This window comes from Flavobacterium profundi (assembly GCF_006491645.1).
Lineage (GTDB): Bacteria > Bacteroidota > Bacteroidia > Flavobacteriales > Flavobacteriaceae > Flavobacterium > Flavobacterium profundi.
In genome coordinates this window covers 80,402-103,308 of record NZ_VDCZ01000001.1, presented here as the reverse complement: position 1 = coordinate 103,308, position 22,907 = coordinate 80,402, and the positions used below count along the sequence as shown (strand labels likewise).

The 22,907-nt window shown below is 31.2% G+C and carries 19 protein-coding genes and 1 pseudogene; 8 read left to right on the top strand and 12 right to left on the bottom strand.

Translation table 11 applies throughout. The features are described from left to right. Positions 1 to 86: 86 nt before the first annotated feature. The 7 genes from FHG05_RS00495 to FHG05_RS00465 form a co-directional block, all read right to left on the bottom strand. Complete coding sequence (locus FHG05_RS00495) at positions 87 to 890, bottom strand: hypothetical protein (RefSeq protein WP_140996061.1); 804 nt, start codon at positions 888 to 890, stop codon at positions 87 to 89. Between the two features lie 11 nt (positions 891 to 901). After that, positions 902 to 1,735, bottom strand: a complete 834-nt coding sequence (locus tag FHG05_RS00490) for a hypothetical protein (RefSeq protein WP_140996060.1) — start codon at positions 1,733 to 1,735, stop codon at positions 902 to 904. 101 nt (positions 1,736 to 1,836) lie between these two features. Then, complete coding sequence (locus FHG05_RS00485) at positions 1,837 to 2,358, bottom strand: GNAT family N-acetyltransferase (RefSeq protein WP_140996059.1); 522 nt, start codon at positions 2,356 to 2,358, stop codon at positions 1,837 to 1,839. Then, entirely contained in the window at positions 2,355 to 3,275 is a 921-nt protein-coding gene (locus tag FHG05_RS00480; RefSeq protein WP_140996058.1) for a TolB family protein, read from the bottom strand. The genes FHG05_RS00485 and FHG05_RS00480 overlap by 4 nt, the downstream gene beginning before the upstream one ends. 7 nt (positions 3,276 to 3,282) lie before the next feature. After that, positions 3,283 to 4,104 carry an alpha/beta hydrolase gene (locus tag FHG05_RS00475; RefSeq protein ID WP_140996057.1) on the bottom strand — a complete coding sequence of 274 codons (822 nt, stop codon included), beginning with the start codon at positions 4,102 to 4,104 and terminating at the stop codon, positions 3,283 to 3,285. 262 nt (positions 4,105 to 4,366) lie between these two features. Beyond that, positions 4,367 to 5,230: a M12 family metallopeptidase gene (locus FHG05_RS00470; RefSeq protein ID WP_140996056.1), complete on the bottom strand. Its 864-nt coding sequence runs from the start codon at positions 5,228 to 5,230 to the stop codon at positions 4,367 to 4,369. Positions 5,231 to 5,347: 117 nt separating this feature from the next. Continuing rightward, entirely contained in the window at positions 5,348 to 5,914 is a 567-nt protein-coding gene (locus FHG05_RS00465; protein ID WP_140996055.1) for a YdeI/OmpD-associated family protein, read from the bottom strand. A gap of 43 nt (positions 5,915 to 5,957) precedes the next feature. On the opposite strand from FHG05_RS00465, the gene trhA reads away from it, so the two are divergent. Next, on the top strand, positions 5,958 to 6,584 hold the full coding sequence (gene trhA, locus FHG05_RS00460; RefSeq protein WP_140996054.1) for a PAQR family membrane homeostasis protein TrhA: 627 nt from the start codon (positions 5,958 to 5,960) through the stop codon (positions 6,582 to 6,584). Positions 6,585 to 6,596: 12 nt separating this feature from the next. On the opposite strand, the gene FHG05_RS00455 is transcribed toward trhA, so the two are convergent. Beyond that, positions 6,597 to 7,115, bottom strand: coding sequence for a TlpA family protein disulfide reductase (locus FHG05_RS00455; protein ID WP_181369118.1), 519 nt, complete (start codon positions 7,113 to 7,115; stop codon positions 6,597 to 6,599). Between the two features lie 92 nt (positions 7,116 to 7,207). Then, on the bottom strand, positions 7,208 to 9,091 hold the full coding sequence (gene htpG / locus FHG05_RS00450; protein ID WP_140996052.1) for a molecular chaperone HtpG: 1,884 nt from the start codon (positions 9,089 to 9,091) through the stop codon (positions 7,208 to 7,210). 178 nt (positions 9,092 to 9,269) lie between these two features. On the opposite strand from htpG, the gene FHG05_RS00445 reads away from it, so the two are divergent. Both FHG05_RS00445 and FHG05_RS00440 read left to right on the top strand, forming a co-directional pair. Further along, complete coding sequence (locus tag FHG05_RS00445; protein WP_140996051.1) at positions 9,270 to 9,743, top strand: lipocalin family protein; 474 nt, start codon at positions 9,270 to 9,272, stop codon at positions 9,741 to 9,743. Positions 9,744 to 9,756: 13 nt separating this feature from the next. After that, positions 9,757 to 10,452: an OmpA family protein gene (locus tag FHG05_RS00440; protein WP_140996050.1), complete on the top strand. Its 696-nt coding sequence runs from the start codon at positions 9,757 to 9,759 to the stop codon at positions 10,450 to 10,452. Between the two features lie 55 nt (positions 10,453 to 10,507). Here the strand turns inward: FHG05_RS00440 and FHG05_RS00435 are convergent, their stop codons facing one another. Further along, positions 10,508 to 11,104, bottom strand: a complete 597-nt coding sequence (locus FHG05_RS00435) for an outer membrane beta-barrel protein (protein WP_140996049.1) — start codon at positions 11,102 to 11,104, stop codon at positions 10,508 to 10,510. Between the two features lie 152 nt (positions 11,105 to 11,256). Here FHG05_RS00435 and FHG05_RS00430 point away from each other — a divergent pair, with 152 nt between their 5' ends. Further along, a complete protein-coding gene (locus FHG05_RS00430) occupies positions 11,257 to 12,186 on the top strand; it encodes an ABC transporter ATP-binding protein (RefSeq protein ID WP_140996048.1) in 930 nt (309 codons plus the stop codon). A 25-nt stretch (positions 12,187 to 12,211) separates the two neighbouring features. Here the strand turns inward: FHG05_RS00430 and FHG05_RS00425 are convergent, their stop codons facing one another. Next, positions 12,212 to 14,626, bottom strand: a complete 2,415-nt coding sequence (locus FHG05_RS00425; RefSeq protein ID WP_140996047.1) for a S9 family peptidase — start codon at positions 14,624 to 14,626, stop codon at positions 12,212 to 12,214. A gap of 184 nt (positions 14,627 to 14,810) precedes the next feature. Between FHG05_RS00425 and FHG05_RS00420 the strand changes: the two genes are divergently transcribed. Further along, complete coding sequence (locus FHG05_RS00420; RefSeq protein WP_140996046.1) at positions 14,811 to 15,818, top strand: 3-oxoacyl-ACP synthase III family protein; 1,008 nt, start codon at positions 14,811 to 14,813, stop codon at positions 15,816 to 15,818. A 64-nt stretch (positions 15,819 to 15,882) separates the two neighbouring features. Here FHG05_RS00420 and FHG05_RS00415 read toward each other — a convergent pair whose 3' ends face one another. Continuing rightward, entirely contained in the window at positions 15,883 to 18,237 is a 2,355-nt protein-coding gene (locus FHG05_RS00415) for an outer membrane beta-barrel family protein (RefSeq protein ID WP_140996045.1), read from the bottom strand. Between the two features lie 176 nt (positions 18,238 to 18,413). Between FHG05_RS00415 and argS the strand changes: the two genes are divergently transcribed. From argS to FHG05_RS00400, 3 genes and pseudogenes are all read left to right on the top strand, one after another. Then, positions 18,414 to 20,201, top strand: a complete 1,788-nt coding sequence (gene argS, locus FHG05_RS00410; RefSeq protein ID WP_140996044.1) for an arginine--tRNA ligase — start codon at positions 18,414 to 18,416, stop codon at positions 20,199 to 20,201. Positions 20,202 to 20,352: 151 nt separating this feature from the next. Beyond that, positions 20,353 to 21,111: pseudogene (locus FHG05_RS00405) on the top strand (ParA family protein); the annotation flags it as partial. 446 nt (positions 21,112 to 21,557) lie between these two features. Further along, a complete protein-coding gene (locus FHG05_RS00400) occupies positions 21,558 to 22,904 on the top strand; it encodes a cytochrome ubiquinol oxidase subunit I (protein ID WP_140996042.1) in 1,347 nt (448 codons plus the stop codon). The last annotated feature ends 3 nt before the right edge of the window (positions 22,905 to 22,907 follow it).

Sequence of the window (22,907 nt, the reverse complement as noted above, 5' to 3'; positions counted from 1 at the left end):
ATTTGAAAAAATCAAAGTTCGGTAATTTTTAGATAAACCAAAAAAAAATCGCTAATCAAATTGAGAGGATTAGCGATTTTAAACAATTATCTTCGGGCTCTTTTTTTAGTTCGAACCACTGTAGTTTTTCCTCTTTTGTTTTTATGAACTACTGTTGTACCTCTTCTTGTGTGAACTACTACGGTAGATCGGCTTCTTCTAGGAGTATACACTTTTCTTGCCACCACAACACGTCTTGTGGGTGTTCTTGTATAATACACTCTGTGAGGTGTTGTTTTGGTGTAAAAAACGGTATGTCGGTATGGTTTCCAAGGTTTCCACCATTTTGGATAAACCCTCCATCTATAAGGAGATTTCCAAACAACATAACCAGGAGCGTAAAGGTAACGAACGCTAGGCCAAAACCAAACGTTTACTACAACTGCAATGGTTTCAATCTCAAATGAATTTGGGCCTTGACCCATTTTAGTAGCTTTTTCTTCAATAGCTATAGGTTCTGCGATAGTATTCTCAGCATATAAGTCTTCATCTCCTTCAATTTGAAGTATAGCTTCTTCATTACCTGTTTTTTCTATGCCAATAGTAGCAATATCTTGTTTTTCTGTTTCATTTAAATACGTGCTTAAAACAAGTACATGCGTATCTTTTTCTTGAATAGCATTTACTACAATATAATCAATTTCACCGTCTCCATTTAAATCTAAATTGTTAACATTGTTTTGCTCTTCATTCAGTAATTTTTCAAATTCTTCTAAATTGGAGGCTTGTTTTAATAAAGCTAATGCTCCTTCCAGACTAAAATTGTCTCCTGTGTTTTGAGTTGTATCGACATCTTGAGAGAAAGAAAAACTCCATGCTAATAGAAAAAATAAAAAAGAAATCTTTTTCATGTTGTTATCTATTAAAGTGAAACATTATATACAACACCATTGGAATGCGTGTAAGTAGCTAAATTATCACAAGTATTGTCTCCATAATCCAAAATACCATCTAATAAAGCACCTTGTAAGTTAAGTTGGCCTTGAGAAATATAGGTACAAGCATATTTTTTAATTAGTGGTGTTACTACTGTTACTGTTAGTGAAGTTCCATTTGGTCTAGTAACAGTATGATTTCCAGATAAAACTTCATATACATTATCTCCTAATGTTAAAGTACCAACTCCTTCAATTTGTTGTACTATTCTTGTTCCAGAAAAAGTGAATACACTGCCAGTAAGCGTTGTTAATTTACCATCGGTAACTGTTCTTGACCATTTTGGAACTTCTGCATTAGTAGTTTGGTTTTGGTAAACAACTGTTCCTTCAATTTTTCTACCATTAACATAATAGTTAGAACGAGTAATGGTCATATGGCTTCCAAAATTAATTAAATAATCATCGAAAGTAATTCGAATTATTCCAGAGCGTAAAATACCATTGTGTAAACAGCCTGTGCCAAAATCAACTGCAAAAGTAATAGGAAATTGCCCTAATGTTCCGTTTTCAACACTTATAGTGGCACAAGAAGGAAAAGTTCTAGCTGATGAAACTCCATTTCTACTAGAGTAGGTATCTTGTTCTGAAGCTACATCCAAACCTAAGTCAAAATCCATTTCATTAGATACATCAATTTGAGCATTGGCTACTAATAATTCTTGATCTACAACTGCAGCTTCTGTTTCATCTTTACTACAAGATTGGAATGAAAACCCCGCTAATACTACGATTGCTGTTAAAACAAATATTCTTTTCATAATTTATTATTTTAGTGTTTATGTATAAGATGTTTAAAAGGTAAAAAGGTTTAATTCAAATGTTAAAAATTTAACATTTGAATTTCAATAAGTGTGCCAAATTAATTTTTAAACCACTCTTCTTTTGAAATTGCATAAACCGGATTGTCTGTTGTACCATTTGCAGCTGTTGTATAGCTTACGATTTTTCCTCCTAATTTTTCCATGGCTTTTTGCGAACGAAAATTAGTTTTTCCAACATGAAAATAAACAGTTTCAATAAATTCAAAAGCGTAATCTAACATTATTTTTTTGATGGTTTTGTTGTAGGCTGTGCCCCAAAATTTTCTGTCTATAAAAGTATATCCAATAATAACACTTTTTTCATCCGCATTAAAATCATAAAAACGCGAAGAACCAATGATATTTTTATTCTTTTGATCGATAATAACAAAAGCACCTTTTGAATCTAATGCTTTTTCAAAAAAATCTTCAAACACCTCCTTTTGATATCGGTCTGAATTAGGATGTTGTTCCCATAATAATTTGTCAGAGGCAACTTGATATAAATCATCAAAATCGTCTTCTAATAAAGGTCTTAAAAGCACAAGTTCATGAGTTAAGGTAGGCTGTAAGTCCATCATAGTTTTAAATTACATTTGTAAATTCTACTAGAACCATTTTCATATTGATTTATTTCTTTTAGAAACGTTTCTAGATTTAAAAAGGATTGGTTTGTAGCTCTATTCCTTTTACTCGTAAAGTATAAGGTTTGAGTTAAGGAATCATAAAAAGGACAATAATCCATAGCCGAAGAATTTATTTTGGAACCTAGCGAGGTGGCTTTTTCCCAAACGTCCAGTTTATTTTTATAGCTAATATATAAATCACCACTTCCTAAACCATCTTCTCTTTTGTAACCTGTGAAAATTAAAAAGGATTCATCTGGAGCAATAAAAGCATTAAATTCATAACCTGTTGAGTTAATACTAGGGCCTAAATTTTCTGGATTTGTGAAAGCATTATTTTCCCAGCGAGAAACAAAAATATCGTCCTTTCCTAGTGATTTGTCATTTTCGGAAGTAAAATATAAATTTCCATTTAAAGCAACAGATGGGTAAAATTCATCTTTAACTGTATTAACTGGTGTTCCAATGTTAATGGGGTGAGACCATTTTTCTTTTGTGTTTTTTCTTTCCACATACCAAATGTCATAATCTTTACTTTGGTTTGAAGTGTTTTCCAAAGGTCGGTTGGAAGAGAAATACAATCGCAACCCATCAGCACTTAGAAAAGGTTCTATGTCTCTATGTTCACTTGAGAAAGAAACTAATTCTGGAGTTGTCCATTTGTTTTTTATTTTTTTACTGCAAACAATTTGAGAAATTTCTTCCGTTGTGTTTTGTATGGTAAAATATAGTTCATCCTGACTTTTTGAAAGCGTAAAGTCTCTACAATTAGTAAATTGAATTAAAAAATCAAAGGCTGGAACTACTGTTTCATTTTGGCTAATACCATTTGCAAAAGTTAGTAAAACGAACCAAAAATAGATTGTTTTCATAAAATGATTATTTAGGTTCTTTATAAGGAAATTCTAATAAAAAGGCGTGGTATAAGCTGTTGTGTAATATAGTGGCATGATTTTCTTTTGCAAAATATTGAAAATTTGATTGAATGGTTTTAGGATATTTTTTTAATTCCGAAGCTAAGTTTTTAGCATCTCTAATCATAATCTTATGTTCTTCACCAACTGCTACAAATACATAAACTGGTTTTTGAATCTTCGATAAATACGTGTTGGCTTTTTGTAACAAGGATTGGTCATCCCACCATAAACTTGGACTAGTAATAATATAATGCGTAAATAATTCAGGTTTTTTAAATAATATTTCTGTTGCCAATAAGCCTCCTAAAGATTGTCCTAACAGATATTTCTTTTCTGAAACCTTGTAATTACTGTTTATAAATGGCTGAACTTCTTTTTCGATAAAAGCAATAAAAGCTTCAGAACCACCAGTAGTAGGAAAATCTTTCTTTAAATCAGGGATAGTTGTAGGAAAAGTGAAGTCGTGTTTTCGATCTATATTAGCAATACCTACAACAATCGTTTTAGGCATTTGTAATTGTAAATTAAAAAATTGGACTAATCCTGTTACATGTATAAAATCTTCATTAATTGAACCGTCCAAAAGATAAATAACAGGATAACTAATGGAATCATTCTCCTGATATCCTTCGGGTAAATAGATGTTTAAGACCCGTTCTTCAGAAAGAATTTGAGAGTTTAAAGTTACCGTTTCACCAATGTTTAAGGGTTTTTTAGTGATTTGGCTAAAACTGTTTTGGAAAGATAAAATGGTGAATAGTACAATAAAAAGTTCCTTTTTCATAATTTAAAGATAATTTACTATGTAAATATAGGAATCTTGATTGTGTTCTAGAAGAAAGTGCAACCTTAAATTTAGGTTTAATTTGTTTTCATAATTTTTAAAAAGAAAAAAACCGTCTAAAAAAAAATTTTTAGACGGTTTCATCATGCTTGATCTGTTTGTTTGTTGATACAAATCTAGATAGAAATTTTAAATTCACCTTACAACAAAATTATAGAATTTGTTAAAGTTTGTTTTTCAAGATTTGTTTTATTTCTTGATATTAATATTTGGCATTAATTGCAGCCTTGTCTCCAGTAGATAAATAGGAGCGTTGGGCATTCCAAATTGAGCCATCTTTTCTTGTCATTGCTGGAATGCTGGTATTGTATACAACCGAACTACTTGCTCTTGAACCATATAACATAATGGAGCTGTAATCAAAAGTTCCATTAGGAGTACAACTGGAGCATTTGTCATATTGAGAAGTCCAATTAGGTCTAATATTCGAATAATTAACAATAATATAATTATCTCGATCAGGTCTTTTTTGTTCGTGTATTAATCCTACGGCATGGCCAATTTCATGAACTACATTTCCCGAACCATAATATCGTGGGTCTACACTTATTATTTGTTGTCCGCCTTTTCGTCCTATACTAGTACTATAAGCTGAACCACTAGAATTTTGTTGTACCAAAATGTAATCTCCAGAAGAACCAGAAATTTGAGTAAATGAAAAATTTAGTTGACTTGACCAAGTATTCATAGCACTTGTCCATTTGTTTTTAAGATCTTGTGAAACACCACTAGCATATTTCCAACGAACATTACGATTGGGCCAATTTCCACCGCCATAAACACCTCGATTGCTTTCTTCAACAGGAATTGAAAAATCATTTCTTTCTAATAGGACGTCACCATCATAAAGGTATTTTCCATTTTCTACTTCCAAAAGTGTTACATTTCTTCCAAGATAAATAGCATCAATTAAATTGCCAGAAGATTTGGTGTTGTAAATTTCATCGGTTACTGAATTTACATTTTCTGAAATGTCTTCTTCCTGTACCTCATTTTTGTCACATGCAAATACAGTCATCGAAAAAATGGCTAAAAGAACCATTTTTCTAAAATTAATTTTTTTCATATTTATAATTGTTTGGTTAGATTTAGTATAAAAATAAATATTAAAAAAATAACTATATTACAGTAAATTCGTATTTTTTGTTAAATGTTTATGTTTTATTTAAATTGCGAATAAAATTTATCTAGATTTTATATTTTTTTCACACAAACTGATTATTTCTTGAATTCTATTTTCTCTAGTAGCAGTTCTTTTGGCTTGGTTTAACCAATACAAATAACTTTTTCGATAGGTTTTACTGAAATTGGTATAATTGCTAAAAGCTGTTTCGTTTTTTTCAAAAGCCACTTGTAAATCTAAAGGAATTTCTAAATTTTCAACCGCATCTAAACTTTCCCAAGAGCCATTTTGTTTGGCAATTTCAATTTTTTTTAAGCCACTTTCATGAATTAATTTCTGAGCGTGTAATTCTTCAATATAGGATTTGTTTAATTTACTCCATACACTTTTATCTTTTCTAGGAGTAAAAAGTTGTTTTCTTCTAGCATCATCGATTTTTTTGACGGTAGAATCTATCCATCCATAACATATAGCTACTTTTACTGCTTCTTCCCAGCGCATACTATCATTTTCACTAGCTACTTTGTAAAAAATTAAATAGACGCCTTCATATTGTGTATGGTTTTCATGTAGCCATTCGCGCCATTCTGTATCATTTTTGAAATATAAGAGTGGTTTTTCTTTCATAGGATTTTTGTATCTTTACACCATTAATTAGTAGGGAATTATAATGGCATTACACTTCAAAAATAAGGAAGAATTTTTAAATACCATTTCACATGCTGCAGGAATTGTATTGGGAGTTTTCGGATTAGTATTTTTATTATTAAAAAATAGAGGAGTAACGCATTTTAGCACGTTGAGCATTTGGATTTATGGTTTGTGTTTGATTGCTTTATATACTGCTTCCACCGTTTATCATGCTTTAGAACATGAAGGAAGAAAGAAAAAAGCTCAAATTATGGATCATATTGGTATTTTTTTGCTCATAGCCGGAACCTATACACCAGTTTGTTTAATTACTTTAGAACAAACAACAGGTTGGCGTTTGTTTTTTATAATTTGGAGTATTGCAGGAATTGGATTAGTGATGAAATTATTTCTTACGGGAAAAGTAGAAAAATTATCCTTATTTATGTACTTATTAATGGGATGGTTAGTAGTTGCCGAGCTAAGCCAATTGCTTAATTTGTTATCTGGGGAAGCTTTAACCTACATGGCTATTGGTGGTGTTTTTTATACATTGGGAACGATTTTTTATGCTTCAAAACGTATTCCTTACGGACATTTTATTTGGCACTTATTTGTACTTAGTGGAAGTATATCTCACTATTTTATGATTTACAGTATTGTTTAGGTTTTTTTGAGATTATTTAGATAATAATAAATTCAATTTTTCTTTCATTTTTTCAAATTCTTCTTTGTAGAAGCCACCTTCTGAATAAATTATTATTCCTTCAGGATTTATAATGTAATTTCTTGGAATAAATGATACTGCAAATAAATTATAAATAGTTCTATCCTTATCTGGAAAAATTGGGAAAGTAAATTTTCTTTGATTAATAAATTTTTTGATATCATCGTCTGTATCTTCTCTACCAAAACTTAAAATTATGAAGTTAGAATTCGATTTATGGATTTCCCAAATATCTTTTTCAATTAATTTCATTTCCCTAATACATGGTTCACACCAAGTAGCAAAAAAATTAATATAAATATATTTTCCACTATATTCGGTACTATTAATAAGGTGACCTTCTAAATTAGTAAACTTAAATTCAGGAATTGTGTCTCCTACATTCAATTTACTTAAACCGGTGCCTTCATCAAAGTTTTGTGACCAACAAAAATTGCATAATAGAAATACTAAAATAAAATTGTTTTTCATTTTTGAATGCATAAAATTATGCAACAAATATAAAATAAAAAAACCTGCAGCTTTTACTTGCAGGTTTTTTGTTTGAACTATTTTATACCTTCTTATCTTAGGGTTTCAAAACTACGTTTTACAAAAGAAGTTAACTCTTCTCCTTTTAGTAAACCTTGTGATAGTTTAGCTAAATCTAATGCTTGCTTTACTAAACTGGCTTTTACTTCTTCATTTTCACTATTTAAAATAGAAGTCGCTAAATCAGAATTCGTATTCACCACTAAATTGTACATTTCTGGGAAATTACCCATTCCAAACATGCCACCACCAGTCTGACTCATTTCTTTCATGCGTCTCATGAATTCAGGTTGGGTGATTAAGAAAGGTGCTGATTTGCTGTCCATTGCTTCTAATTGGACACTATACTTTTCTTTAGGTACAATTGCTTCAATTACTGATTTTAAGCTTTCTTTTTCTTCATCTGATAATTTGGAAAGTTGTGCATCGTCTTTTTGAATTAATTTTTCAATAACATCACCATCAACACGAGCAAAAGTAAGATTTTCATTATCAGCTTCTAATTTTTGGATTAAGTGCGATACGATTGGACTGTCCAATAACAATACTTCATATTCTTTTTCTTTCGCTGCTTCAATATAGCTATGTTGTGCTTCTTTGTTAGAAGCATATAGTACTACTAATTTTCCATCTTTATCGGTTTGAGAAGCTTTTAATTGCTCCTTCAGTTCCGCTAAAGTATAATATTTCTCATCAACTGTTGGATATAAAACAAAATCACCTGCTTTTTCATAAAATTTCGGTTCAGAAAGCATTCCATATTCTAATACAATTTTAATATCGTTCCATTTCGCTTCAAAATCAGCTCTATTTTCATTGAATAAGGATTTTAATTTATCTGAAACTTTACGAGTAATGTAATTAGAAATTTTCTTTACATTTCCGTCTGCTTGTAGATACGATCTTGAAACATTTAATGGAATATCTGGTGAATCGATAACTCCTTTTAACATCGTTAAAAATTCAGGTACAATTCCATCCACATTATCCGTTACAAAAACCTGATTTTGGTACAACTGAATTTTATCTTTCTGAATTTGTAAGTCTGCTGCTAATTTAGGAAAATAAAGAATACCGGTTAAATTAAATGGGTAATCTACATTTAAATGAATATGGAAGAGAGGCTCATCAAATTGCATTGGATACAATTCACGATAGAAACTTTTATAATCTTCATCTTTTAAATCGCTAGGCTGTTTGGTCCAAGCAGGATTAGGATTGTTAATAATATTCTCTACCTCTTTATATTCCGTTTTATAATCTTCTGGAGCATCTTCAGGTTTTGGTAAGGCTTCTTGCTTTGTTCCAAAAACAATTGGAATAGGCATGAATTTGTTATATTTGGTTAGCAAGCCTTTAATTTTTCCTTCTTCTAAAAATTCTAATGAATCTTCTGCAATATGAAGGATAATTTCGGTACCTCTTTCTTTTTTATCTGTTGGAACCAAAGTAAATTCTGGACTTCCATCACACGACCAATGTGCTGCTGGTTCGTCTTTGTAGGATTTCGTAATGATTTCCACTTTTGAGGCCACCATGAATGCAGAATAAAATCCTAAACCAAAATGACCAATTACACCTGAATCTTTGGCAGTATCTTTATATTTTTCTAAAAATTCTTCTGCACCAGAAAAAGCAATTTGGTTGATGTATTTTTCCACTTCTTCTAGGGTCATTCCTAAACCTTGATCGATAATGTGTAATTTTTTACCTTCTTTATCAATCTTTACTTCAATTTTAGGATTGCCATATTCTACTTTTGCTTCTCCAATACTAGTTAAATGTTTTAGTTTTAACGTAGCATCTGTTGCATTAGAGATTAATTCACGTAAGAAAATTTCGTGATCGCTGTATAAAAACTTTTTAATTAAAGGAAAGATGTTTTCTACTGATACATTAATTTTTCCACTTGACATATTTGATATTTTTTTAATTATACATAATAATATACTCTATTGTTCAAAAGAAATACCAATTTTCAGAAACTGACAAATTGGCTGAATGGAAATTTTGAAAGCGAAAAATAATATTATGTAAAAAAATATGATGGTTTCTGATATACATTTGTAAAAGAAAATTTAATATAAAACAGATATGAAAAAAGTACTTATACTAATGGGTTTAATTCTATCATTAATCTCATGTAAATCAAATTCTCCTGTTGGAACGAAGTTGGATATGAAAACTGAAGTTGCATTAAAAGGAGATTGGATACTAACTCAAGTGAGTTATCCTAATTCACAATATGTAAAAATCACTTCTTTTGATTTAGTAGATTCTAATTGTTTTGTGGGTAGTAAATGGAATTTTATTTCTAACAATAATAAAGGTTCCTTTAGTTTAACGAATGATGCTTGTTCTCTATATTCATCCAATATCACTTGGTATGTGAATAAGGATGGTCGTTTTGTGATGAAAATTTTAGATGCAGAAAAAGCAAAAAGAGTTGGTACAGGTTATGTTTTAGATTTAATAAATGTAACAGAAACTACTTTTCAATTAGTAGACCATGTTGATGTTGCAGGGAAAAATACAGGAGTTACGTATCAATTTGTGAGAAATAATTAAAAAAATAAATAAAATGAAAAAATCAATAGTAATGTTAACAGCTCTTTCGATGAGTTTGTTAATGAGTTTAAATAGTTGTAATTCAGTTAAAAATTCGAATAAGACACAACGTGGTGCTGCCATAGGAGCAGTTGGTGGAGCTATTATTGGTGGTGTTATTGGAAATAATGTAGGGAAAGGTGGTAATGGTGCTCTTGGAGCAGTTATTGGTGGTGTTGTAGGTGGTGTTGCAGGGGGCGTTATTGGTAACAAAATGGACAAACAAGCAAGAGAAATTGAAACAGCACTTCCTGGAGCAGAAGTAAAAAGGGTAGGAGAAGGAATTCAATTAGTTTTAGGAGAAAATTCAGTTAATTTTGATTTCAATAAAGCAAGTTTAACACCTTTAGCGAAACAAAATTTAGATAAATTAGTTCCTGTTTTTAAAGATTATGCAGATACAGATATAACCATCTTTGGTTATACTGATAGCAAAGGTGCAGATGATTATAACTTAAATTTATCAGAGCAAAGAGCTACGAGTGTGAAAAGTTATTTAGTTCAGAAAGGGCTTTCTTCTTCACGATTTGTAATTAAAGGTATGGGTGAAGCAGATCCAATTGCAGATAATGATACTGATGCAGGAAGAAGTAAAAACAGACGTGTAGAATTTGCAATTGTAGCAAATGAAAAAATGATACAAGACGCTCAAAAAGAAGCACAAAATTAAAATTGCTATCAATAAAAAAAAGACTGTTGTTTAACGCAACAGTCTTTTTTTGTTTTTAATAATATTCATTAAACTTATAGATTAATCCTCCTGTAACATTATACATGATACCTGTAATTGAATTAGGATAATTATCATAAGTGTATTCACCATCGAAACCATAATGTTGAGAGAGGTTAAAAATTACAGAAGCATCTACTGCGAAATATAATCCTTGGGTAATTTTAAGTTTTGGGGTCAACCCAATGATAGCATTTACGGTATTATCTGAATTCTTATGTTCTGTCGATTTTATAAAAGAATAACCACCTCCTAAATGTCCCGATAAATTAAAAGAACTATAAAGGCTTGTTGGGTCAATTAAATCTGAAATATTAGCAGTACCTTGAAGTGAAAAACGAGTTATATTAATACCAGATTCTTTATTAAAAAAAGTATTGTCGGTTCTAAATTGGTCAGATCCAAAATCTAACTTAGCACCGAAAGATTCGTTAAAATCATATAAGAGACCTCCTCCTATATGTGAAAAATTTGTGATATTAGGTTGTAAAACACCGTTAAGACCATAATTTACTTCTATACCAAATTGCGCATAAGAAGTTAGGGTAAATAAGCAAAAAAAGAAACTAATGGAAAATAAATTTCGTACCATTTTAAATTAGAATAGGTTGTTATTTTGGGTGCCGCAAGATAGAAATTAAATTCAATGTTCCATAATACTTTTTATTAACAATGTATTGTTTTTAAACTTGGACCGCATAAAAGTCAATTTATTTGTAAGTTTGTTGAAAAATGGAGTAAATAATGTTAAAAGTATCAAATATATCATTTTCATATACGAATGAACCTTTGATAAAAAAAATGAGCTTTTCTTTAAAAGAAGGGAATTTTTTAGCCCTTATTGGAGAAAGCGGATGTGGTAAGAGTACCCTGTTACAATTAATATACGGGTTACATGATTTGGATTTTGGAACTATTTTTTGGAATGACGAACCCGTATTAGGTCCTAAATCCAATTTGGTTCCTGGAATGTCAAAAATGAAATATTTGGCTCAAGATTTTGACCTAATGCCTTACACAACTGTTGCTGAAAACGTAGGTAAATTTTTATCTAACTTTTATCCAGAAGAGAAAAAGAATCGCGTAAAGGAATTGTTAGAAGTGGTAGAAATGACTTCTTTCTCAAGTACCAAAGTGAAGTTTTTAAGTGGCGGACAAATGCAGCGAGTAGCTTTGGCTAAAGTTTTAGCTCTTGAACCTGAATTGTTGTTACTTGATGAGCCTTTTAGTCATATCGATAATTTTCTAAAAAACAGTTTGAGAAGAAAAATTTTTGCTTATTTAAAAGAAAAGCAAATTAGTTGTATCGTAGCCACTCATGATACTCAGGATGTATTGTCATTTTGTGATCAGGTTTTAGTTATGAAAGCAGGAGAATTAGTTGATTTTGGTCAAACGGAAGAAATTTATAAATACCCAAGTTCTTTTTATTCGGCTTCTTTATTTGGTGAAGTAAATCAAATCAAGTGGGAAGAGGATAGTTTATTTCTTTATGCACATCAATTGGAAATTTCTGAAAATTCTACCTTTGAAGTAGTTGTTCGGAAAAACTATTTTAAAGGAAATTCGTATCTAATTGAATCGACTTTGGGTAACCAAACCATTTTCTTTGAAAATAAATATGGAATAGTGCCGAATACTACAGTAGGTCTAAAAATAAAAATAGACTTGTAGTTTTACAAGTCTATTTTTTATCTTTTTAATTTTTTAAATATTTTTCTAAGAACTGATCTTGTTCCCATAAGAGATGAAAGATGTTTTCTTCTGCAACATAACCATGGCTTTCTTTAGGTAGAAGAACCATTCTAACAGGAGCTCCCAATCCTTTTAAAGCTTGGAAATAGCGCTCTGTTTGCAATGTAAACGTACCAGGATTATTATCTGCTTCTCCATGCACTAAAAGTAATGGTGTTTTCATTTTAGAAGCATTCATAAAAGGTGACATCATATTGTAAACTTCTGGAACATCCCAATAGTTTCTCTGTTCACTTTGAAAGCCAAATGGTGTTAAGGTTCTATTGTAAGCACCACTTCTCGCAATTCCACAAGCAAATAAATCAGAGTGTGTTAATAAATTTGCAGTCATAAAAGCACCATAAGAATGTCCGCCAACAGCCACTTTTTTTCTATTAATATATCCTAAATCATCTACAGCATCTATTGCTGCTTTAGCATTAGCCACTAATTGTGGAATAAAAGTATCGTTTGGTTCTGTCGTTCCTTCACCAATAATAGGAAAAGAAGCATCGTCTAAAACGGCATAACCTCTGGTTACCCAATATACAAAAGAGCCATAATATGGAAAGGTGAAATCATTTGGATTTTGAGTGGTTTGTCCGGCACTATTTTTATCTTTAAATTCTTCTGGATAAGCCCAAATCAATAAAGGTAATTTCTGATCTTTTTTGTTTCTGTCGTAATTAGCAGGTAAATATAAAGTTCCAGAAAGCGTTACACCGTCGTTTCTTTTGTATGTAATAACTTCTTTATACACATTGTTCAAACTTTTAAAAGGATTTTTAAAAGCGGTGATGGGTGTGATTTTTTTTGTTTTTAAATTTCGAAAATAATAATTTGGATATTCATTTTTAGATTGCAACATGACCAAAACATCTCCTTTTTTACTGTCTTCAATAGATAGTAAGTCTTCTTTTTTATCAGTTAGTTTAGAAGTGTAAATGCGTTTGGTTTTTAATGTTTTTATGTCAAATTCATCAATAAAAGGGAATTGTCCTTCTTTGGTAAAACCGTCGCCTAATAAAAACATTTTATTGTTTTCAATGGTTAAAACATAATTTCCAAAATCGTTTTTCTTGCTTTCGAAACTACCTGGATCACTATATTTATCTTGGTAATTTCGGTCCCAAATTAATTTCGGTTCCGCACCATTAACCGAAGGGTTGATAAGGTAGGTTTTACTGTTTCTAGTGTCGTACCAGTAATCCGAAAGAATAGCTGTTGTGTTATTTCCCCATTGTATTCCAGCAAAACGTTGTTGTACTTTTAATAACGATTGAGGTGCATTAGTAAAGGGCGCTTCCCATAAAAAAACTTCGTCTCTAAAAGGAACTTCATTCGCTTGATCACCCCCATCTAAAGCTTCCACATAATAAAGTGTTGCTGGAACATCACTTCTCCAAGCCATATTTCTTTTACCTGTGCGAGTAGACATAAAGCCTTTAGGAGAAATTTCATTAAGAGGTACTTCATTTACCGTTTTAATTTCATTACCATTTATATCATAAACAACCGTGATTTGAGGAAATCGATAATAAGGAACCAAATAAGAAAAAGGTTTTTCAATAGAAGTAATCATAACATAATTACCATCTGGTGAAAAACTAACATCAGAAAACAATCCAGAAGTTTTGCTAAAAGAAGTTCGGTTTCCATCTAAATCGATTTTATCAACCTTTGATGTTGCTAAAGTTACAAAGTTGGCTTCGTCAGCTTTGTTTTTTAATAAATCTTGATAGGTTCTGTTTTGAGAAACTTTTCCTTCGCTTTCAGATACAATTGGACCTTTAGGTAATGCTTCTTTTGAATTGATTAAAGCGGGTGGATTGGTTGCTAAAGTTGTTACTAATAAAGCCTTACTGTCTTTGTACCAGCTGATAGGGTTTCCCATATTGGCATTTAAAAATACCTTGCTTAATTTTGTAGCTTTTGCTGTGGCAACATCAATATACCAAAGAGTTACACCTTGTGAAGTTGTGTGCGTAAAAGCAATATATTTTTCATTGGGTGACCAAGAAATATTAGCAATCTTTGGGTTATCAGGTAAGCCTGAAACTTGAGTTTCAGATTTGTTTTTAACCGTACCAATTTTTAAGTTGTTTGCGTATGTAATTGTACTAGAAATATTAGTTACGGGATTAATGCGCAATCCTCCTAAACGCATTTCTTCCTGACTTAAATCTTCTAAATTTTTATACGTATTTCTATACGTTAATAACATGTATTCTTTTTTAGAATCCATGGAAACACTTGGCGCTCTTTGGTAATCTGCTAAGGTTAAAATTTCTTGTGGGGGTTTTTGGTAGGTTACATTTTCCTGAGAAAAGCTAGAGAAACCAGCAATTAAAAGGCATGCACTAATAAAAAATACTTTCATTGTAAAATAAAAAATGGTTAGTTGCTCAAAAATAATCCAATTAAAATCGGAAAATCTGTAAATTTTGTTAAAATGTAAGTTTAAAATCTGTAAATTTGAGATTACCGAAAAAAACAGCTAGATAATTCATTTAAAATGATAATTTATTAAATTTGTCCTCCCTAAAATATTAATAGTGTAAGAAATGTATCATTCAAAAATAACAGGATTAGGATATTATGTTCCTGACAATATAGTAACCAATGATGATTTGTCTAAAATTATGGACACCAATGATGAATGGATTCAAGAAAGAACCGGTATTCAAGAGCGTAGACATATCATTAGAGGAGAAGACACCACAACATCAATGGGTGTAAAAGCAGCTAAAATTGCCATTGAAAGAGCCAAAATTGATAAGGATGATATTGATTTTGTCATTTTTGCTACTTTAAGTCCAGATTATTATTTTCCAGGACCAGGTGTTTTAGTGCAACGCGATTTAGGTTTAAAAACAATTGGTGCATTAGATGTTAGAAACCAATGTTCTGGTTTTGTGTATGCCATTTCTGTAGCTGATCAATTCATAAAGACAGGTATGTATAAAAACATATTAGTCATTGGTTCTGAATTACATTCTACTGGATTAGATATGACAACAAGAGGTAGAGGTGTTTCCGTTATTTTTGGAGATGGAGCAGGAGCTGCTATTTTGAGTAGAGAAGAAGATACTACAAAAGGAATTTTATCTACGCACTTGCATTCAGAAGGACAACATGCAGAAGAATTATCATTAATTGCTCCAGGAATGGGGAAAAGATGGGTTACAGATATTATAGCTGATAATGATCCTAATGATGAGAGTTATTATCCTTATATGAATGGACAATTTGTGTTTAAAAATGCAGTAGTTCGTTTCAGTGAAGTAATAAATGAAGGTTTACAAGCTAATAATTTACAGGTATCCGATATTAATTTATTAGTACCACATCAAGCCAATTTGAGAATTTCTCAGTTTATCCAACAAAAATTTAGGTTGACAGATGATCAAGTGTATAACAATATTCAGAAATATGGTAATACAACTGCAGCTTCTATTCCTATTGCTTTAACAGAAGCATGGGAAAAAGGAAAAATAAAAGAAGGCGATTTAGTAGTATTAGCTGCTTTTGGTAGTGGTTTTACTTGGGGAAGTGTGATAATTAGATGGTAATCTTAATTAATAAATATAAAAAATGCGATTCAATTTTGAATCGCATTTTCTTTTTTAACAAGATTTATAATAATCCACCGCTTTTTTGGGTTTGATTATTGTCTCTTTCTTTGCGTTGTAAGGCTCTGTTTTTTCCACCACCAAAACGATAATTAAATCCTAGATATACCGTTTGACTTTCCCAATGAAAAGCACCAGATTGTGGATAAGGCAAGTCACCATCAAAACTGAATTTCATTGCTTTAAACATATCGCTAAAACGAGCGCTAATGGTTCCTTTTCCACCTAAAACAGTGTAACTTGCACCTAAATCGGTTCTCCACATCGGTTTTCTGATAAATTGTAAACTGATGTCTTCTCCTCTGTACATTCCAAAAAGTTGAAAACGTAAATCTTTGGTAGCTTTAAAAGAGTTATTGATACGCGCATTAAAAATAGTAGCATCTGCTTCCACAAAATCAGTACTTACCACACCTCTTATTTTTCTAAAATAAGCATCAACTCCAAAATTAGCACTCCACCATTTTGTAAAGTTTAAATTTCCAGAAACTTCCATTCCATAGGCATCATTATCTTTAAAGTTATCATAACTTAAGATGTTTTTGTTAGGATCTGTTGGACTTTCGTAAATATATCGATTGATTTCATCATAAATTTTTCTATAAAAAATACCAGATGTAATGGAACCAATTTTAGTTCTACGAGTATAATTCAATTCAAAAGAATTGGTAAACTGAGGTTTTAAATCAGGATTACCTTTTGAATCGATAGTTGGTGTTGACCATTCTCTAATTGGGTTTACTTGTTGAATGCTGGCACGATCCACGCGTCTGGCAACACTAAAGTTGAATGAGTTGTTGTCATTCGGATTATAACTTACAAATCCAGAAGGATACACTGTTACAAAGCTATCAGAAAAATGAGCACTTGCATTTCCTACTTGATTAAAATCGGCTGCGGCTTCAAATTTTTCTAATCGCGCTCCCGCTTGCGCGCTCCATTTTTTCCACTGTTTTCCATAAGTAGCATAAGCAGAATATATTTTTCTTTCGTAACTAAAACTAGAATTATAATTGTTGTTCACATTTAATAAATTATCAGTTGACTCAATTCGGGTTTCTAACCCTGTTTCTAATTTGGTCGTTTCATTTAATGGATTTACATAATCCAAATTAATAATTACATTGTCGTTTGTGTTATCTACAGTATTTAATGTATAACTTGGGATGAGTGGAAACTCAAATGTTGTGCGTTCAGGACTATCATTTTGATTAAAATTAACTTCTAATTCAATATTTTCGCCTTCTTTTTTAAAATTGTGTTTGTAATCAAAGTTGTATGCTTGCGAAGTGTTGTCACTTTTAGAATTGAATAGCTGTAATATGTCATTAGTTGCTGGGTCTTCATAATTAACATCGGTACGACCAATAGCGCCACCATAAAAAAGATTTTGCGTGGTATAAAAAGAAACTGTGTTTTTGTCGTTAATAAAATAATCCATTCCTATTTTGAATAAATGGGATGTGTTTTTATTGTTGAAATCAAAGTCTTGTCTGTTTCTGTTGTTGGTTTCAAAACTATTGATATACCCATTATTGGCATTTTTTCCATGATTGAAACCATAATTACCATAGAAATTCACTTTACCTGTTTTATAATTCAAGTCTAAAGACGAATTTACTTTAGGAGTAATACCAAAAGTAACTCCAGAATTTACCGAACCATTAAAACCATCATTTGCATTTTTATGCAATACAATATTAATAATACCACTCATTCCTTCCGGATTATATTTTGCCGATGGATTGGTAATTAATTCAATTTGTTTGATAGAAGCCGATGGAATTTGTTTTAATATTTGTTCGGGTGATAGATTCGTTGGTTTTCCATCAATAAGAATTCGTACATTCGAATTTCCTCTTAATGTAATTTGATTGGTTTGTGGATCAACTGAAACCGAAGGAATGTTATTCATGATTTCTCCGGCAGTAGCACCAGCACTGATTAAATCTTTGCCCACATTAATTACTTTTCGGTCGATTTTTTGTTCCATGATTGAACGCTCTTTCACGACTTCTACACCGGCTAACTGAGCCACATCTTCTTCAATGGCAATGGTGCCTAAGTCGATACGTGAATTTTCAGATAAATCTACTTCTTTGATTAAAGTTTTGTAACCAATAAACTGAATTTCAAGAGTATATTTTTGAGGGACTAATTTATTAATTTCAAAATTTCCAGTTTCATTGGTAATGCCACCTGTAACCAAAGTTGCGTCATGTTTTACCACAATGGTCACATAAGGTAAAGGTTCATTTGTTTTTTTGTCGATTACTTTTCCTGAAATATTTCCAGAGATTTGAGCAAATAGGGAATACCAACTACTCAATGCAAGTAAAATAAATAATTTTAATTTCATTTTAATAACTGTTTAACGTGATTTGATTGATACTATACTAGACTGTAGTTTTTATTCTTTGTTACAAGGACTATCGTTTTTTTGGTTTTTTTTAACACTACAACAAATTTTGTAAACTAATTACTAATTACTAATCACTAATCACTAAATTTGCACCTTTATAAAAATCAAGAAAAATGACATTACAAGAAACACTAACCAAACACATTTTAGAAGCCGTTCATTCAGTTTTCAATTTAACCATTGATAAAGTTGAATTTCAAGCGACTAGGAAAGACTTTGAAGGTGATATTACAATGGTTGTTTTTCCTTTGGTTAAAGCATTAAAAGGCAATCCAGTTGAAATTGGAACCAAAATTGGAACCTATTTAGTTGAAAATGTTGCTGTAGTTGAAAAATTCAATGTAGTCGCTGGATTTTTAAATATTGTTATTTCCGATACTTTTTATGTTGATTTTTTCAATACAATTAAAAATCAAGATACTTTTGGATATGTTGCACCAGTAGAAGGTGATAAGGCTATTATGGTGGAATATTCTTCACCAAATACCAATAAACCGTTGCATTTAGGACACATTCGTAATAATTTATTAGGCTATTCCGTAGCTGAAATTATTAAAGCTTCTGGTAAAAAAGTATATAAAACACAAATTATAAACGATAGAGGCATTCACATTTGTAAGTCGATGTTGGCTTGGCAAAAATTTGGTGAAGGAGTCACTCCAGAAGATACGGGTTTAAAAGGCGATAAATTAGTGGGTAATTTTTATGTTGCATTTGATAAACAATATAAAAAAGAAATCAACGAATTAATGGCACAAGGCAAAACAGAAGAAGAGGCTAAAAAAATGGCACCTTCCATTCAGGAAGCACAAGAAATGCTACGTAAATGGGAAGCGGGTGATGAAGAAGTAGTAGCACTTTGGAAAAAGATGAACCAATGGGTTTATGATGGTTTTGCGCAAACGTATCAAAATTTAGGTGTTGATTTTGATAGTTATTATTACGAAAGTAACACCTATCTTTTAGGTAAAGAAGTGGTTCAATTCGGTTTGGAAAAAGGAATTTTTGAGAAAGATCCAGATGGTTCTGTTTGGATTGATTTAACTGCTGACGGTTTGGATAGGAAAATTGTACTGCGTTCGGATGGAACAGCAGTTTATATGACACAAGACATTGGAACAGCAATTCAACGTGTGAAAGATCATGCAGATATAGGCGGTATGGTTTACACCGTTGGTAACGAACAAGATTACCATTTTAAAGTACTGTTTTTAATTTTAAAGAAATTAGGTTTTGATTGGGCGGAACATTTGTTTCATTTGAGTTATGGAATGGTAGAATTGCCTTCTGGTAAAATGAAATCACGTGAAGGAACCGTTGTTGATGCAGATGATTTAATGGAGGAAATGACGGAAACTGCTCAAAAGATTTCAGAAGAATTAGGGAAATTAGATGGTTATACAGATATTGAAAAAGCAGCTTTATACAAAGTAATTGGATTAGGGGCTTTGAAATATTATATGTTAAAAGTAGACCCAAAAAAACAAATGCTATTCAATCCAGAGGAATCGGTAGATTTTAATGGCAATACGGGACCTTTTATTCAATATACGTATGCACGTATTCAATCGATTTTAAGAAAGGCCGATTTTGATTATTCTACTGTTGCTATAACATCGAGTGGATTGGAAATGCAGGAGAAAGAAAAAGAATTAATCAAACAAGTGCAATTATTCCCTGAGGTAGTTCAAAATGCAGCAACCCATCATAGTCCGGCTTTGATTGCAAATTACACGTATGATTTGGTAAAAGAGTTTAATTCTTTCTATCAAAATGTACCTATTTTACCTGAACAAAATTTAGAGAAGAAAGCCTTTAGAGTACAATTGTCTAAAACGGTTGGAAATACAATCAAAAATGCATTTCATTTATTAGGCATACAAGTGCCAGAAAGAATGTAGAAAATAGATATTTTGAATGAAAAAGAGGTCTTTAAAACCTCTTTTTTTATTTGTTTTTTTAATAATTTTTTTACAAAAATTTATTTTATATATTTGTAGGAGAGGGAGAAAATACTGCAAAAAACATTTATTAATGACTTATTAGTACTTGATGTGTAGAATTATCGCGATAGCCAATCAAAAAGGAGGTGTAGGAAAATCTTCTACGTCTATAAACTTGGCTGCCTCATTGGCTGTATTGGAGAAAAAAACACTGCTTATTGATGCTGATCCACAGTCGAATACAACCAGTTCTTTTCCTGTTTCAGATAATGAAGATTGTACTTTTACTATTGATTTATATAATTATGAAAAAAATAGTATTCGTCCCTTCAAAACAGAAACTCCAAATCTTAGTTTTATACCCACCAATATTAATTTAGCCAATCTGGAAATTCAAGAAAAGAATTATTTTGGAACACATCACGAACTCAAACATTCTATTGAAGATATAAAGAACGAGTATGATTATATTATAATAGATTGCGGTCCTTCTTTAAATTTTATTACTACTAGTTTTTTATGTATTGCCAATTCTTTATTGATTCCAGTACAATGTGAGTTTTATGCACTTAGTGGCTTGTTTAAATTATTTAACGTTTTCAAAACAATACGAGACAATTATAATCGTAATTTAGACATTGAAGGGGTATTAATAACGATGTATGATAAGCGTTTGGCTTTTTCCAACGTAATTGTAGAGGAGATTAAAAATCATTTCAAAACATTGGTTTTTTCTACAATAATAGTGAGAAATATTACTATTAGTGAAGCGCAAAGTCATAGAAAAACAGTGATAGATTATGATGCTAGCAGTAAAGGTGCTTTAAATTATTTAGCTTTAGCAACAGAAATAATAGACAACAATAAAAACGACGAAATGAGTAATGATAGCTTAGGGAAGAACTTGAATGAAATATTAGATGATGCGAAAAAGGAAAGCGATTTAAGCACTATTTTCGATAAATTACCGATTAATAAAGAACGAAAAAGTGCCAATTATTTTTCAAAAAACTACGAAAAATTAATTGGGCTAAGCAAAAAAGATATAAACTCTATCTTTTCTGAATCCTATAATGATTATTATAGTGATATTTGGGTTTTTCGCTTGAATGAAAGGATGAGTTATTTTAAAAAAAATTACCTCTATATTTATTTTACGGAAGATAAAGTCGAAAAATACGAACTAACAGTATTTAGAAAAAGAGATATTATTTAATTAAAAAATAATTCTTTTTATTAGTAAAAAATTGTAACTCTTGTTACTCTTATATAAAGCAAATGGGGTAACTTTGTAAGAAGCTAAAATTTACTACCATGGATGTTGAAATACTTGCTCGAATCCAATTTGCCTTTACAATTGCTTTTCATTACATCTATCCTCCACTAAGTATCGGAATTGGCCTTTTAATGGTTATCATGGAAGGTTTGTATTTAAAAACGAGGAAAAAAGAATATGAAATTCTCACTCGTTTTTGGTTAAAAATATTTGCTATAACCTTCGGAATAGGAGTGGCAACAGGCATCATTATGGAATTTGAATTTGGAACCAATTGGGCCATCTATTCCAAATATGTGGGTGATATTTTTGGAAGTGCACTTGCAGCGGAAGGACTATTTGCTTTTGGCTTAGAAAGTACATTTTTAGGGATTTTGCTTTTTGGTTGGAATAGAGTGTCACCTAGAGTCCATTTTATATCTACAGTTGGTGTTTTTTTAGGCTCCATGTTTTCTGCTGTTTGGATAGTGGTAGCAAATAGTTGGCAACAAACTCCAGCAGGTTATCATATTGTAGGTGAAGGTATTCATGCTCGTGCGGAAGTGACAGACTTTTGGGCTATGGTTTTTAATCCGTCAAGTTTGGATCGTATCATTCATGTGTGGCAAGGTGCTTTTTTAGCAGGTGCCTTTATGGTTTTAAGTGTACATGCTTACTACTTAAGAAAAGGAAGATATACCGATATTTCTAAGAAAGCCTTTAAAATGGCATTGGTTGTAGCAACTGTAATATCATTCTCTCAATTGATCTCAGGACATAGTTCTGCTGATGGAGTCGCTAAAAATCAACCTGCTAAATTAGCAGCAATGGAAGGTCATTATGAAGAAAGTGCACCTGCTGATTTATATCTATTGGGTTGGGTTGATAATGAACAACAAGAAGTAACTGGTTTAGGGATTCCTGGAGGTTTATCTTTTTTAGTGCATCAAGATTTTGCAGCACCAATTATAGGATTGAATGCTTTTCCTAAAGAAGATAGACCAAGTCAAGTAAATGCAGTATTTCAATTTTATCACATTATGATTGCTATTGGAATGTTTTTAATTGGATTAACAATCTATGCTTGTTTTTTATGGTGGAAAGGAAAATTGTTTGAAACGAAATGGCTCTTATGGATTTTTTCTTTTTCTGTTATTTTGCCTCAAATTGCCAATCAAGTAGGATGGTTTACCGCTGAAATGGGAAGACAACCTTGGATTGTTTACGGTCATTTAAGAACCAGTCAAGGGTTTTCTCAAGAAGTTTCTGCAAACCAAATAGTATTTTCCTTAGTACTGTTTACTATCGTTTATAGTTTACTTTTCTTATTGTTTCTATATTCTTTAAATAAGAAAATTAAGCATGGACCTTATGATGAAGCTCAAAATGCATTAGATATAATTTAAAAA